Source organism: Streptosporangium sp. NPDC053982 (assembly GCF_055585205.1).
In genome coordinates, this window is sequence record NZ_JBVJKQ010000006.1 from 172,217 (window position 1) to 185,609 (window position 13,393).

Annotated in this window: 12 protein-coding genes; 7 read left to right on the forward strand and 5 right to left on the reverse strand. The window is 72.1% G+C overall.

The window, feature by feature from the left end:
* Nucleotides 1-132 precede the first annotated feature (132 nt).
* The 6 genes from ACZ6W9_RS12455 (at nucleotide 133) to ACZ6W9_RS12480 (ending at nucleotide 6,796) form a co-directional block, all read left to right on the forward strand.
* Nucleotides 133-2,670: an FtsK/SpoIIIE family DNA translocase gene (locus ACZ6W9_RS12455; protein WP_470117715.1), complete on the forward strand. Its 2,538-nt coding sequence runs from the start codon at nucleotides 133-135 to the stop codon at nucleotides 2,668-2,670.
* Nucleotides 2,671-2,822: 152 nt separating this feature from the next.
* Entirely contained in the window at nucleotides 2,823-3,569 is a 747-nt protein-coding gene (locus tag ACZ6W9_RS12460) for a helix-turn-helix domain-containing protein (RefSeq protein WP_389955887.1), read from the forward strand.
* 122 nt (nucleotides 3,570-3,691) lie between these two features.
* Nucleotides 3,692-5,101 carry a 30S ribosomal protein S12 methylthiotransferase RimO gene (rimO, locus tag ACZ6W9_RS12465; RefSeq protein WP_389955885.1) on the forward strand — a complete coding sequence of 470 codons (1,410 nt, stop codon included), beginning with the start codon at nucleotides 3,692-3,694 and terminating at the stop codon, nucleotides 5,099-5,101.
* Between the two features lie 25 nt (nucleotides 5,102-5,126).
* A complete protein-coding gene (gene pgsA, locus ACZ6W9_RS12470; RefSeq protein ID WP_389955882.1) occupies nucleotides 5,127-5,732 on the forward strand; it encodes a CDP-diacylglycerol--glycerol-3-phosphate 3-phosphatidyltransferase in 606 nt (201 codons plus the stop codon).
* Nucleotides 5,732-6,232 carry a CinA family protein gene (locus ACZ6W9_RS12475; protein ID WP_389955880.1) on the forward strand — a complete coding sequence of 167 codons (501 nt, stop codon included), beginning with the start codon at nucleotides 5,732-5,734 and terminating at the stop codon, nucleotides 6,230-6,232. The genes pgsA and ACZ6W9_RS12475 overlap by 1 nt, the downstream gene beginning before the upstream one ends.
* 204 nt (nucleotides 6,233-6,436) lie before the next feature.
* Entirely contained in the window at nucleotides 6,437-6,796 is a 360-nt protein-coding gene (locus tag ACZ6W9_RS12480) for a helix-turn-helix domain-containing protein (RefSeq protein WP_389955877.1), read from the forward strand.
* Here the strand turns inward: ACZ6W9_RS12480 and ACZ6W9_RS12485 are convergent.
* A complete protein-coding gene (locus ACZ6W9_RS12485; protein ID WP_389955875.1) occupies nucleotides 6,793-7,584 on the reverse strand; it encodes an Fpg/Nei family DNA glycosylase in 792 nt (263 codons plus the stop codon). The genes ACZ6W9_RS12480 and ACZ6W9_RS12485 overlap by 4 nt on opposite strands.
* Before the next feature lie 9 nt (nucleotides 7,585-7,593).
* Nucleotides 7,594-8,043 (reverse strand): RrF2 family transcriptional regulator, encoded by a 450-nt coding sequence (locus tag ACZ6W9_RS12490; RefSeq protein WP_362928233.1) that lies wholly within the window; start codon nucleotides 8,041-8,043, stop codon nucleotides 7,594-7,596.
* A gap of 445 nt (nucleotides 8,044-8,488) precedes the next feature.
* Here ACZ6W9_RS12490 and ACZ6W9_RS12495 point away from each other — a divergent pair, with 445 nt between their 5' ends.
* Nucleotides 8,489-9,667, forward strand: a complete 1,179-nt coding sequence (locus ACZ6W9_RS12495) for an ROK family transcriptional regulator (protein WP_389955872.1) — start codon at nucleotides 8,489-8,491, stop codon at nucleotides 9,665-9,667.
* 177 nt (nucleotides 9,668-9,844) lie between these two features.
* On the opposite strand, the gene ACZ6W9_RS12500 is transcribed toward ACZ6W9_RS12495, so the two are convergent.
* The 3 genes from ACZ6W9_RS12500 to ACZ6W9_RS12510 form a co-directional block, all read right to left on the reverse strand.
* The gene (locus ACZ6W9_RS12500; protein ID WP_470117718.1) at nucleotides 9,845-11,323 is read right to left on the reverse strand and encodes a glycoside hydrolase family 3 protein; all 1,479 of its coding nucleotides are present in this window, start codon (nucleotides 11,321-11,323) and stop codon (nucleotides 9,845-9,847) included.
* Nucleotides 11,324-11,526: 203 nt separating this feature from the next.
* Complete coding sequence (locus ACZ6W9_RS12505) at nucleotides 11,527-12,378, reverse strand: carbohydrate ABC transporter permease (protein ID WP_362928239.1); 852 nt, start codon at nucleotides 12,376-12,378, stop codon at nucleotides 11,527-11,529.
* Nucleotides 12,375-13,391 carry a carbohydrate ABC transporter permease gene (locus ACZ6W9_RS12510; protein WP_362928241.1) on the reverse strand — a complete coding sequence of 339 codons (1,017 nt, stop codon included), beginning with the start codon at nucleotides 13,389-13,391 and terminating at the stop codon, nucleotides 12,375-12,377. The genes ACZ6W9_RS12505 and ACZ6W9_RS12510 overlap by 4 nt, the downstream gene beginning before the upstream one ends.
* Nucleotides 13,392-13,393 lie beyond the last annotated feature (2 nt).

A 13,393-nucleotide genomic window follows, 5' to 3' on the forward strand; every position in this document is an offset into this window, starting at 1 on the left:
GGTGACGCCACCGTCCGCCCGGCGCCCGCCGCTCTCTCCGGCCTCTCAGCTCTCTCCCGCCTCGCCGGCTTCTTCGGACCTCCCCGGCGCGCCGCCGAGCGATCCGCGTCCCGGCTCGTTAGCCTCGCTACCATGGCCACCCGTACGTCCCGACCTTCAGGCAAGCCCCCGGCCAAGGGGGGACCCGGCCGGGCGAGGTCCGCTCCCTCCCGTACGGCCCCCGCCAGGCGGGCGGCCGCCGCCCGGGCGAAGCCCGCCGCCCGAAGGCCCGCGCCCCTGCAGCCCGACCCGATCAGCTGGGTCTTCATCATGTTCGGCAAGCTGCTCATGGGCATCTGGATGGTGCTCGCCGGGGCCGTCGGCAGCACCGCGCGGGCCATGGGCCAGAACGCCCGCGAACTCGACCCCGTCCACCGCCGCGACGGGCTCGGGCTGGCCGTCTTCTCCGGGGCGATCGTGCTGGCGGCGCTGATCTGGCGGGACACCACCGGCACGTTCTCCGAGATCGTCAACGGCTTCATGCGCGGGGCGTTCGGCTCGCTCGCCTGGCTGGCGCCGATCCTGGTGGCGCTGCTGGCCTGGCGGCTGCTGCGGCACCCGGACGAGAACGCCGACACCGGCCGGATGGGCATCGGCTGGTCCGCCCTCGTGGCCGGATTGCTCGGCATCGTGCACGTGGCGCACGGCACGCCGTACCCGTCGGGGGGCGGCGCCGACGGCATGGACAAGGTCGCCGCCGCGGGCGGCATGATCGGGTTCATCGTCTCCGCGCCTCCGGCGAGCATCCTGCCCGCCTTCATCACCGTCCCCCTGCTGCTGATCCTGGCGGGCTTCGGCGTCCTGGTGATCACCGCCACCCCGGTGCACCGGGTCCCGGAACGGCTGGCTGAGATCCGGCACATGCTCTTCAACCGGGACCTCCCGGCCCGGACCCGCGAGCCGCGCAGGCGCACGACGTCCAAGAAGCCCCGCGGCGGCCGTGGGAACGGGGAGGAGGAGGGCCCGGAGGGGCCCGAGGGCGTCCGGCCGTACGACACGCCGCTGCTCACCGAGGCGGGCGAGCGGGCCGCCGAGCACTCACCGGAGATCGTGCCGGGGCTGGTGGACGAGCCGCCCGTGCCCAGCCCCGAGCCTCCGGCGCCGCCCGAGCCGCCCGCGCCGACCCCGGCGCCGCGCAAGGTCGAGCAGCTCCTGCTCTCCTCGCAGTCGGGCCCCTACGCCCTGCCCGACAGCCAGCTCCTGCGCCCGGGCAGCGCGCCCAAGCCGCAGACCAAGGCCAACACCGTCGTGGTGAACGCGCTGACCAGCGTCCTGGAGCAGTTCGCCATCGACGCCCAGGTGATCGGGTTCACCCGCGGGCCGACGGTGACGCGCTACGAGATCGAGCTGGGCCCGGCGGTCAAGGTCGAGAAGGTCACCGCGCTCACCAAGAACATCGCCTACGCGGTCAAGTCGGCCGACGTCCGCATCCTGAGCCCCATTCCCGGCAAGTCGGCGATCGGGGTGGAGATCCCCAACACCGACAAGGACCTCGTGTCGCTGGGCGACATCCTGCGCTCCCAGGTCGCCCAGGCCGACCAGCACCCCATGATCGTCGGCCTGGGCAAGGACGTGGAGGGCCGCACGATCGTGGCCAACCTCGCCAAGATGCCGCACCTGCTCATCGCGGGCGCCACCGGCGCCGGGAAGTCGGTCTGCGTCAACGGCCTCATCTCCTCGGTCCTGATGCGCGCCACCCCCGACGAGGTGCGGATGGTCCTGGTCGACCCCAAGCGGGTCGAGCTGAGCGTCTACGAGGGCATCCCGCACCTCATCACGCCGATCATCACCAACCCCAAGAAGGCCGCCGAGGCCCTGGAGTGGGTGGTGGGGGAGATGGACCGCCGCTACGACGACCTGGCCGCCAGCGGCTTCCGGCACGTCGACGACTTCAACAAGGCGGTGCGCGCGGGCAAGCTCGTGCCGCCGCCCGGCAGCGAGCGGGTCTACCAGCCCTACCCGTACCTGCTGGTGATCGTGGACGAGCTCGCCGACCTGATGATGGTCGCCCCGCGCGACGTCGAGGACTCCATCGTCCGCATCACCCAGCTCGCCCGCGCCGCGGGCATCCACCTGGTGATCGCCACCCAGCGGCCGTCGGTGGACGTCGTCACCGGCCTGATCAAGGCGAACGTGCCGTCCCGGCTGGCGTTCGCCACCTCCAGCCTCGCCGACAGCCGGGTCATCCTCGACCAGCCCGGCGCGGAGAAGCTGGTCGGCCAGGGCGACGCGCTGTTCCTGCCGATGGGCGCGAGCAAGCCCATGCGACTGCAGAACGCCTTCGTCTCCGAGAAGGAGATCGTCGAGATAGTCGCGCACTGCAAGGCCCAGATGCAGGCCGAGTACCGCGAGGACGTCACCGCCGCCGCCACCGCCAAGAAGGAGATCGACGAGGACATCGGCGACGACCTCGAACTGATGATCCAGGCGGCCGAGCTGATCGTCACCACCCAGTTCGGCTCCACCTCCATGCTCCAGCGCAAGCTGCGGGTGGGCTTCGCCAAGGCGGGCCGGCTGATGGACCTGCTGGAGAGCCGCAACGTCGTCGGGCCGAGCGAGGGGTCGAAGGCGAGGGAGGTGCTGGTCAAACCCGACGACCTGCCGGGTCTCCTGGCCGATCTGAGAGGGTGACGACCGCGCCTCGCCGCCGCCGTCGCCGTACGGCGCGCCGTCTCTCCCGGCCGACTTGAGAGGGTGATGACCCCCCCGGCGTACCCAGTCCCCCTGATTACTGATTGAATGGGACTCACTACGCAACGTCATGGGCTGGGGGGGCGTGCGGCATGAGCATTGGCGGCAGTCTGGCAGAGGCGCGCCGGACGACGGGCATGACCGTCGGGCAGCTGAGCGCGCGCACACGCGTGCGCGAGGCGCTGATCCACGCGATGGAACGCGACGACTTCTCGCACTGCGGGGGCGACTTCTACGCGCGGGGTCACATACGCAACATCTCCAAGGTCCTCGGGCTGGACCCCGAGGCCATGGTGCACGAGTACGACGAGCTGCACGGGGGCGTCCCGCTGCCGGTGCGGGCGGCCAGCGTCTTCCAGGCCGACAAGCCGATCAACATCCGGGAGCGGCGCTCGCCCAACTGGACGATGGCCATGGCGGTGGCGCTGGCCATCATCGTGGTGTTCGGCGTGGCGAAGATGATGGGCGGGGAGGAGACCCCGACCGCCGACATCCGCCCGGCCAAGAAGTCGGCCGCGCCGCACTCGGCGCACGCGCGGCCGCTGGCCGGCGGCCCTCGCCGGGCCGGCGCGGCGCTCGCCCCGAAGCGGGGCGAGGTGGTCCTCCAGATCACCGCGAAACGCCCGTCCTGGCTCGACATCAAGGACGCGGCCGGGCACCGGCTCTTCTCCGGCCGGATGACGGCCGGTCAGGCGTCCGTGTGGCGGGCGCAGAAGGCGCTGAAGGTCACCTTCGGTGACGCGGGGGCCTTCTCGGTCCGGATGAACGGCGTGGACCTCGGTGTCCCGGGCTCCGAGGGCGAGGTGCTCAAACACTCCTACAAGGCTTCCAAGTCCTGACCGCGCGGGGTTCCGGGAGGGCCGGGAAGAGCCTCCCGGAGGGCCGGAACGGCCGGGGAGGGGAGCCTGGGGGAGGGGGAGTGCGCCGATGGTGGCCAACTCCCGATACCGTAGTGTTCACCATGTCATCCCGCCGAACCGCATCGCTGATCACACTGGGCTGCGCGCGCAACGAGGTCGACTCCGAAGAGCTCGCCGCGCGTCTTGAGGCTGCCGGCTGGCAGGTGGGCGACGACGACCCCGACGTCATCGTCGTCAACACCTGCGGCTTCATCGACTCAGCGAAAAAGGACTCCATCGACACGCTGCTCGCCGCGGCCGACTCCGGCGCCAAGGTGGTCGCCGCGGGCTGCATGGCCGAACGTTACGGCGACCAGCTCGCCGACGCGCTGCCGGAGGCGTCGGCCGTCATCTCCTTCGACGACTACACCCAGATCGGCGCGCGGCTGGACGACGTGCTGGCCGACAGGCCGCTCGTCCCGCACAGCCCGCGCGACCGCAGGACGCTGCTGCCGATCTCGCCGGTCGAGCGCGCCGCCGCCCCCAAGACCCACATCCCCGGCCACGGCGACCTGCCCGAGGGCCTGGCCCCGGCCAGCGGCCCCCGCCCGCTGCGCAAGCGGCTGGGGGGCGGGCCGGTGGCCTCGCTGAAGCTGGCCTCCGGCTGCGACCGGCGGTGCACCTTCTGCGCCATCCCCGCCTTCCGCGGCGCCTACGTGTCGCGGAAGCCGGAGGAGATCCTCGCCGAGGCGGCCTGGCTGGCCGGTGAGGGCGTCAGAGAGCTCGTCCTGGTCAGCGAGAACTCCACCTCCTACGGCAAGGACCTCGGCGACCTGAGGGCCCTGGAGAGGCTGCTGCCGGCCCTGGCCGCCGTCGAGGGGATCGAGCGGGTGCGGGTCAGCTACCTCCAGCCCGCCGAGCTCCGGCCGGGCCTGCTGGAGACGATCTCCTCGACCGAGGGCGTGGCGCCTTACTTCGACCTGTCCTTCCAGCACGCCAGCGGCACGGTGCTGCGCAGGATGCGCCGCTTCGGAGACCCCCGGCGCTTCCTCGACCTGCTGGAGACCATCCGCGCGGGCGCCCCGGAGGCGGGCGTGCGGTCCAACTTCATCGTCGGCTTCCCCGGCGAGACCGAGGAGGAGTTCGGCGAGCTGGTCGACTTCCTGCAGGAGGCCAGGCTCGACGTCATCGGCGTCTTCGGCTACTCCGACGAGGAGGGCACCGAGGCGGCGTCCCTGCCCGGCAAGCTCGACCAGGAAATCGTCGACGCCAGGGTGGCCGCGCTCACCGAGCTGGCCGACGAGCTCATGGCCCAGCGGGCGGAGGAGCGCATCGGCGCCGAGGTGGACGTCCTCGTCGAGGAGGACCTCGGCGACGGCGGTTACGAAGGGCGGGCGGCCCACCAGGGACCCGAGGTGGACGGCTCCGTCACGGTCCAGGGCATCGGCCTGGTGCCGGGGCAGATCGTGCGGGCCGTCGTCGTCGACTCCGAGGGGGTCGACCTGATCGCCCGAATCAAGGCCGCTCCGTGAGCGCGCCGCCCGGCCGGGAGAGCGTATGACCAACCCGCCAGAGACCGGAACCGGATCGACCTCGGCATCCATGGACTCCAGGCCGAGCGCCTGGAACATCGCCAACGTCGTCACGGTGCTCCGTCTGGCGATGGTCCCTTTCTTCGTGGCGTGCCTCTTCCTGGAGGGGTACGGCTGGCGGATCACCGCGCTGGTGGTCTTCCTGGTGGCCTCGCTCACCGACCTGCTGGACGGCGAGCTGGCCCGCCGCTACGGCCTGGTCACCGACTTCGGGAAGATCGCCGATCCGATCGCGGACAAGGCGCTGACCGGCGCCGCGCTGATCAGCCTGTCGGTCCTGAACGAGCTGCCGTGGTGGGTCACCGGCGTGATCCTCGGCCGGGAGCTGGGCGTGACCCTCCTGCGGTTCGCGGTGATCCGGCACGGGGTCATCCCGGCCAGCTACGGCGGGAAGGTGAAGACCGTCCTGCAGATCGCCGCGATCGCCCTCTACATGTGGCCGGGAATGCCGGAGGTGTTCCGCTGGGTCGTGATGGGCGCCGCGGTCGTCGTGACCGTGGGGACGGGGATCGACTACGTCGTCCGCGCGGTCAAGCTGCGGCAGGTGGCGAAGCAGGCGAGGAAGGCCTGATGGGCCGCGTCCCGCCCGCCGCCGAGGTGCTGTCCCTGCTCGTCCGCCGGGGGGAGACGGCGGCGGTGGCCGAGTCGCTGACCGCCGGGCTGATCGGCGCGGCCCTCACCGCCCCGGCCGGCGCGTCGGCCGCCTTCGCCGGCGGGGTCATCTCCTACGCCACCGAGCTCAAGCACCGCCTCCTGGGTGTCCCGGCCGACCTGCTGGCACGGGAGGGGGCGGTTCACCCGGCCGTCGCCGCGGCGATGGCGGACGGCGTCCGCCGGCTCACCGGAGCCTCCTACGGGCTGGCCGCGACCGGGGTGGCCGGACCCGATCCGCAGGACGGAAAACCGGTCGGCACCGTACATTTGGCCGTTAGCGGTTCGGACGGGCGGGTATGGCATGAAGATCTGAACCTCGCCGGAACGCGTGACGAGATCCGGCGGTCGACGGTGATCGAGGCAGTGGACCTTCTGCGGAGAGTCCTGGAGACGAGCGTGGGGGAACATTCCGGGTGATTACCGCGTTACGTCCCCAGCGAACATGCTCCCCGTGGTCTGCCGTCGCATCGGTGGATGCAGGTACGGTGGAACCGTGAGTGATGTAAAGGTCAAGCGATGATGACGGCGAGGAGTATGCACCAAGGGTCGCGCAAGAACGGGCGGCACGAACCGATCGCGCGGGGGGTCGCCCAGGCTCCCGCGCTGGGGAGGGAGCGACAGATGGTCCTGCTGCGTCAGCTGCTCGGTGACGTGCTGCGGCGACTGCGGGTGCGGCAGAGTCGCACCCTGCGTGAGGTTTCCACGTTGGCCCGTGTCTCCCTCGGATACCTCTCCGAGGTGGAGCGTGGTCAGAAGGAGGCGTCCTCGGAACTGCTCGCGTCGATCTGCGGCGCCCTCGGTGTGCCGCTGTCGCAGGTGCTCCGCGAGGTCTCCGACCAGTTCGCCCTGGCCGAGCTTCAGCACGCCCCGGTGCTCGCCGGTGACGTTCCCGAGCGGGAGCGCCTGCCGATCGCCGAGACCGTGCCCGGCTCGCTTCCCGAGGATGTGTTCCCCGAGGTCAACGACATGGTCGCCGCCTAGCCGGCCGGTTCTCCCGGCTGGCAGTGACGGCACCAGAAGATCAGCCGTTCCTGCGGCTGTGCCCCCATCTCGCCCCGACTGATTCGATGTCCGCAGCGCAGGCATGACCTTCCTGCCCTGCCGTACACCCACGTGTCCCGCCCCGGACGCGGGTCGCCCGTCGTCGCCCTGGTCACCCGGTCACGGTTGGCGTGCAGCAGCCGCCGCGCGAGCGCTGCGATCCTTTCCACATCTTCGATCTCACCCACCGGCCGCCACGGCGAGACCCCCGCGAGGAAGAGCGTCTCGGCCCGGTAGATGGTGCCGAGCCCCGCGAGGTTGCGCTGGTCGAGCAGCGCCTCGCCGATGGTCGCCCGGGGATCACGCACGAGCCGCCGCGCGGCCTCCGCCGCGTCCCAGCCGGGCCCCAGCGGGTCGGGGCCCAGATGCCCGACGAGCCGGTGCTCCTCGGCGGTCGCCACCAGGTCCAGCATGCCGAGCCGTACCCCCGCCGCCTGCCACTCGGTGTTCGCCAGCACGAGGCGGACCACGTCACCCGGCGGGACGGGCCGGCCGGCGGGCGATATCCGCCAGCTCCCCTCCATCCGCAGGTGGGTGTGGACGGTCAGGCCCCCCTCCACCCGGGTGAGCAGGTGCTTGCCGCGTGAGACGGTCTCAAGGACGCGCCTGCCGGTCAGGTCGGCGGTGGCGTACCGCGGGACGCGGAAGTCGGACCTGACCAGGACCCGGCCGTCGAGCGCCCGGCCCAGCCGCCGCGCGGTGCGGTAGACGACGTCGCCTTCGGGCACGGGACCGGCTCAGTCCCAGGCGGAGGGGTCGGCGGCGAGGGTCATGACCCGCTCGGGGAGCACGCCGGTGGCGACGCTGTCGAGCGTGACCTCCTCCAGGATGGCCCGCTCGCTGGCGCGCAGCGCGATCCAGACCTTCTGCAGCGACTCGGCGGGACCGCGGTAGCCGACGTGCTCGGGCCGCTCGCCCCGGACGTTGGCCAGCGGGCCGTCCACCGCGCGGATCACGTCGGCCAGGGTGATCTCCCGCGCGGGGCGGGCCAGCACGTAGCCGCCCTCGGGGCCGCGCTGGCCGCGGACCAGGCCGGCCCGGCGCATCTGCAGCAGGATGTTCTCCAGATACTTCGGCGGCATGTCCTGCTCCTTGGCCAGCTCGCCCACCGTGGTCGGTCCGTCGCCGGCGGCGGCGAGTTCGGCGGCGGCACGAAGGGCATAGTCGACACGAGCAGATAGGCGCATGTAGACGATTATCCCGCCTGCTATTGACTGCTTAGGCGCGAGGGATCGGAAGAGCCGAACATGTCGCCTCTGTGACCGTCGGCGGGTCCGCCCCGCGAGGGTTTCCGTCACACTCTGTGATGATTCGTGCCGGGCGGGTCGTGGCAGAGGGGGTGCCGTGCCGCCGGGCGTGTCGCGGTCCGCGGACGGCCCGTGACGCGCGGGCCGCGAATCTCCGGGGAGGCGCGGCGGATGCGGCGCGGGTACGGCGCGGCCGTCCGTGAGCACCCGCGAAGGCACGTCGTGGCCGTCCGCGAGGCCCCGGGGAAGGTACGGCGCGGTGGCCCGCGGGAACCCGCGGCGGCTCCCGCGCGGCTAAGCTGTCAGGAACCTTTATTGACTAATGCGAACGCTTCTCGCCTGAATGCAAAAGCGACGGGGAAACGGCGGACAAGAGAGCATGCGTATGGAGCGACGTCCTGGCGTTCCCAGGCTTCTGCGGGAGATCAACGACCGGGCCGCCCTGGAGCTCCTGCTCGACTCCGGTCCCCTGACCCGGGGGCAGATCGGTGAGATGACCGGGCTTTCCAAGGTGACGGCGTCCCAGACGCTGGCCCGGCTCGAAGGACGCGGACTGGTCGAGGTGACCGGGGAGCAGGCGGGCGGGAGAGGGCCGAATGCCGCCCTTTATGGAGTTATTCCGTCTTCTGCCTATGTCGTGGGCCTGGCCGTGGGGCCGGAATTCGTCACCACCGCCGTCGCCGATATCAGCGGCGATATCGTGGCCGAGGTGACGGTCGCCCCCGACGGGCACGACGACCCGGTCGCCCTCGTGCACAGCGCGATCGTCAAGGCGTGCCGGTCCGCCAAGGTCGCCCTGGCGAGGCTGCGGGCCGTGGTGATCGGCACCCCCGGCGTCGTCGATCCCCGCACCGGGGACGTCCGGTTCTCCTTCGACCTGCCGGACTGGCGCGAGGGCATCCACGAGCGGCTCGCCCGCGACCTGCGTCGCGACGTCAGGATCGAGAACGACGTGAACCTGGTGGCCATCGCCGAGCACGCCCTGGGCGCGGCGCGGCGGGCCGACGACTTCGTGCTGCTCTGGGTGGACCGCGGCATCGGCCTCGGCGTCGTCCTCGGCGGCCGGCTGCACCGCGGCCGTTCCGGCAGCGCCGGGGAGATCGGATACCTGCCGGTGCCGGGCGTTCCGCTCGCCGAGGACGTGCGGGAGGTCCCCGGGCGCATGCCGTCCCTCGCCGGGGGGTTGCAGTCGCTGGTCACCGACGAGGCGGTGACCGAGCTGGCCCGGGCGCACGGTTTCACCGGGCGCGGCGCGGCCGAGTGCGTGGCTGCGGCCGTGGAGGCGGGGGAGCGCGGCCGGCCGCTGCTGGACGAGGTCGCCAGGCGGCTGGCGCTGGGCGTGGCGTCGGTGTGCGTCGTGCTGGATCCCGGGCTCGTGGTGCTCGCCGGTGAGGTCAGCCGGGCCGGCGGTGGCGAGCTGACCTTCAGGATCGAGGAGGCCGTGGCCCGGATGTGCCCGGTGCGGCCCCGCGTGGTCTCCGGCGAGGTCGAGGGCGACCCGGTGCTGAGGGGCGCCGTGCTGGCGGGGCTGGAGCAGGCACGCGAGGAGCTCTTCGCGTCCTGAACCGCCCGCGCCGCCTGAGCCTCCGCACGGCCCGCGCCGCCCCGGTCTCCGCATGGCCGCCCCGCACCGCGCCCGAACCCCCGTACGCTCCGCATCGCCCCGTAGCGCCCCTTAGCGTCCTCCGCAAGGCCGCCCCGCACCGGCCGCCCGTACGGCTGTGCCGTTCCGCCGGGGCCGTCAGACGCCGAGCAGTTCGGCGGCGGCCTGGGCGTTGGCCCGCGCCGCGCCGTACGTGGCGAGGTAGGTCACGCCCTCGGGCCGCCAGACCGGCAGGCCCATCTCCACCACCGTCGCGTCCGGGCGGACGGCCAGCAGCGCCGAGACCACCGACCGGCCGGCGGTGTGGCGGTGGGCGTCCTTGACCACCACGACCAGGGAGCGGCCCTCGGCGCGCGCCAGCAGAGCGGGCACGTCGGCGTCCTCCGGCCGGACCCGAACGACCTCCGCCCGGGGCAGCAGCGGGCCGAACCCCCACGGCACGTCCCCGACCGCGATGGTCGGCGGGGTCTCCATCTCCACCACCAGCGGATCGACGAGCGGGGCCGCGGTCCCGGTGAGCCTGACCGCCCGGCGGGCCGCGGCCAGGCCGACCACCCGCTCCCCGTCCATGCCCGCCGCGGCCGCCGTCCTCGCGTCCGCCCGGGACGCGGCGAACCAGGCGCGCAACCGCGCCACCCGCTCGGCCGCCTCCTCCAGGCGCTCACCGGGCAGCCGGCCGTCCCGCACCGCGGCGAGGATCCCGGCGATGATCCGGCGGACGTCCTCCTCGGTCGGCAGCGGACCGAGGCACAACAGGTCGGCCCCGGCGGCCAGGGACAGCACGGCGCCGTCCACCAGGCCGTAGGCGTCGGTGACGGCGCGCATGTCGAGGGCGTCGGAGACGACCACCCCGTCGTAGCCCAGCTCGCCGCGGAGCAGGCCGGTCAGCGCGGCCGGTGACAGCGTGGCGGGAAGCGCGCCGGTCAGCGCGGGGACGCGGACGTGCGCGGTCATGATCGACTTGGTCCCGGCGTCGATCGCGGCCCGGAAGGGCACCAGTTCGCGCTCGCGCAGCAACTCCAGGGAGGCGTCGACGAGCGGCACCTCCAGGTGGGAGTCCTGGTGGGTGGCGCCGTGGCCGGGGAAGTGCTTGACGCAGGCGGCCACCCCGGCGGACTGCAGGCCCCGCACCGCGGCGACGGTGTGCCGGGCCACCAGCGCGGGGTCCGGCCCGAACGAGCGGGTGCCGATCACCGGGTTGTCGTCGGCGCTGTTGACGTCCGCGGACGGGGCCATGTCGAGGTTGATCCCGCAGCGGGCCAGGTCGTCGCCGATCGCCCGGTGTACGCGCCGGGTCAGCTCGACGTCGTCGACGGCGCCCAGGGCGGCGTTGCCGGGGTAGGGGCTGCCCTCGTGGTAGTCGAGGCGGGTGACGTCGCCGCCCTCCTCGTCCAGTGAGACGACCGGCTCACCCGCCTCGCGCAGTCGCGCGGTGAGGGCCGTCAACCGGTCGGGGCCCGCGACGTTGAAGCCGAACAGGGTGACGCCGCCGAGGCCGGCCGCAAGTTCCCGCACGATCCACTCTGGGGCGGTGACGCCCTGGAAGGCGGCGAGCAGCGTGCCGGCCGCGAGACGGTACAGGCCCCGGTCGGCGGGACCTGCGGTGAGCTCGGACATGGCGCTGGAACGCTCCTTACCTGGGGAGTCGCCGGGACGGGTCGCCCGGCGGAGGGGATCGGGGGGCGGGGTCCGACGGCGCGGACCGCGCGGACGGTGTGGACCGAGTGGACCGTGAGGACCGTGAGGACCGGGGGATCGGTCGCCGGCGGCGTCCCGTACGGCCCGCACCGCGTGGGCGCCGGGCCGTACCGGTGCCGGGGTCAGCCCTTGACGGCGCCCGCGACGAGGCCGGTGACCATGCGCCGCTGCACCAGGAGGAAGAAGACGACGACGGGGATCGTCATCATCGTGGAACCGGCCATGATGGCGCCCCAGTCGGTGCCGCGCTGGCCGAAGAAGAACTGCAGCGCGACGGGCATCGTGTAGCCCGAGGAGTCCGACATCAGGATGAGCGCGAAGATCAGCTCGTTCCACGCGGTGATGAACGAGAAGATGCTCGTCGCCACCAGGCCGGGGGCCACCAGCGGGAACAGCACCCGCCAGAAGGTCGTCATCCGGCTGGCGCCGTCGATCCAGGCGGCCTCCTCCAGCGACCTGGGCACCGCGGCGACGAACGTGCGCAGCATCCAGATGCCGAACGGCAGCGTCAGGCCGACGTTGATGACGATCAGACCCAGCAGCTGGTCGTACAGGCCGAGCCGCTTGACGTTGAGGAAGAGCGGGATGAGCAGCGCCTCCGCCGGGATCATCTGCACGATGAGCAGCAGGACCAGGAAGCCCGTACGGCCCCGGAACGCGAAGCGGGCGATGGCGGTGGCCGCCAGCAGCGCGAGTGCGGCGCCGATGAGGACGGTGCCCAGGGCGACGATCGCGCTGTTGCGCATGTAGAGCCAGATGGAGTTGCCGGCCACGCCCTCGCTGAGCACCCGGTCCACGTGCTCGAAGGTGAAATGGGTGGGGAACGGGATGAAGTCGGTGGTGAAGATCTGGTCGTTGGCCTTGAAGGAGGTCGAGACCATCCAGTAGACGGGGAACACCGCGAACAGGAAGACCAGCAGACCGGCCGTGTTCAGCGCGATCCTCGTGAGGCGCTTGCGGGCGAGCGGGGTCATCGCAGGTCCTCCGTCTTGACGAGCTGCCGGATGTAGACGGCGGTGACGACGAGCAGGATCAGCGTCAGGATCACCGCGATCGCCGCCCCGACGCCCATCTTCGGCGGGCTGCGGAACGCCTCGGCGAAGGAGAACATCGACAGGTTGAACGCCTCGCGGTTGGTCGGCCCGTTCATCAGCACGTACAGCTGGCTGAAGACCTTGAAGTCCCAGATGATGGACAGGATCGTCAGCACCGAGAAGACCGGCTTGAGCAGCGGGAAGGTGACCTTCCTGAAGATCCGCCAGGGGGTGGCGCCGTCGACCCGGGCGGCCTCGTAGAGCTCGGTGGGGATGCCCTTGAGACCGGCCAGCACCGACACCGCGACGAACGGGAACGACGACCAGAGGACGCAGACGACCAGCACGAGGTAGATGGTGAACGCGTCGTTCAGCCACGGCTCGCCGGTCCAGTCGGACCGGTCGAACAGCAGCTCCGACAGCCAGTCGGGCAGGAGGTTCAGCGCCCAGTTGATCATCCCGGCGTCGGCGTCGAAGAGCCACCGCCAGATGACGCCCTGGGCGACCGGCGGCACGGCCCAGGCCGACATGATGCCGATGACCACGAAGGTGGACATCCTCTTGCTCAGCCGGTTGAGCAGGGTGCCGACCGCGGTCCCGAGGACCAGCGTCAGCGTCACCGTGACGGCCGCGAACACGACGGTGTTGCGGAGGGAGGACCAGAAGACCTCGTTGTCGAGGACCCTGGCGTAGTTGTCCCAGCCCTCCCAGGTCGCCGGCTTCTTCCCGTTGATCTGGGGGATCCCCACCTTCTGGAAGGAGATGAAGATCATCTGTCCCAGCGGGTAGAGCAGCAGGCCGGCGATCACCAGCAGGCCGGGCGCGAGCAGGACGTAGGGGACGGCCCGGGGGGAGAGCCCGCGGGCCTTGGCGGGACGTTGCGGTGCGTGGCGGCGCCGCCCCGGGGCGGGGGTGGCCCCCCCGCCCCGGGCGACCGTGGACGTGTTCGTCATAG

Bases quoted from the DNA above. Each gene is read 5' to 3' on its own strand.
- ACZ6W9_RS12455 (WP_470117715.1), top strand. From the start codon at position 133: ATGGCCACCCGTACGTCCCGACCTTCAGGCAAGCCCCCGGCCAAGGGG.
- ACZ6W9_RS12460 (WP_389955887.1), top strand. From the start codon at position 2,823: ATGAGCATTGGCGGCAGTCTGGCAGAGGCGCGCCGGACGACGGGCATG.
- rimO (WP_389955885.1), top strand. From the start codon at position 3,692: ATGTCATCCCGCCGAACCGCATCGCTGATCACACTGGGCTGCGCGCGC.
- pgsA (WP_389955882.1), top strand. From the start codon at position 5,127: ATGACCAACCCGCCAGAGACCGGAACCGGATCGACCTCGGCATCCATG.
- ACZ6W9_RS12475 (WP_389955880.1), top strand. From the start codon at position 5,732: ATGGGCCGCGTCCCGCCCGCCGCCGAGGTGCTGTCCCTGCTCGTCCGC.
- ACZ6W9_RS12480 (WP_389955877.1), top strand. From the start codon at position 6,437: ATGGTCCTGCTGCGTCAGCTGCTCGGTGACGTGCTGCGGCGACTGCGG.
- ACZ6W9_RS12490 (WP_362928233.1), bottom strand. From the start codon at position 8,043: ATGCGCCTATCTGCTCGTGTCGACTATGCCCTTCGTGCCGCCGCCGAA.
- ACZ6W9_RS12495 (WP_389955872.1), top strand. From the start codon at position 8,489: ATGGAGCGACGTCCTGGCGTTCCCAGGCTTCTGCGGGAGATCAACGAC.
- ACZ6W9_RS12500 (WP_470117718.1), bottom strand. From the start codon at position 11,323: ATGTCCGAGCTCACCGCAGGTCCCGCCGACCGGGGCCTGTACCGTCTC.
- ACZ6W9_RS12505 (WP_362928239.1), bottom strand. From the start codon at position 12,378: ATGACCCCGCTCGCCCGCAAGCGCCTCACGAGGATCGCGCTGAACACG.
- ACZ6W9_RS12510 (WP_362928241.1), bottom strand. From the start codon at position 13,391: ATGACGAACACGTCCACGGTCGCCCGGGGCGGGGGGGCCACCCCCGCC.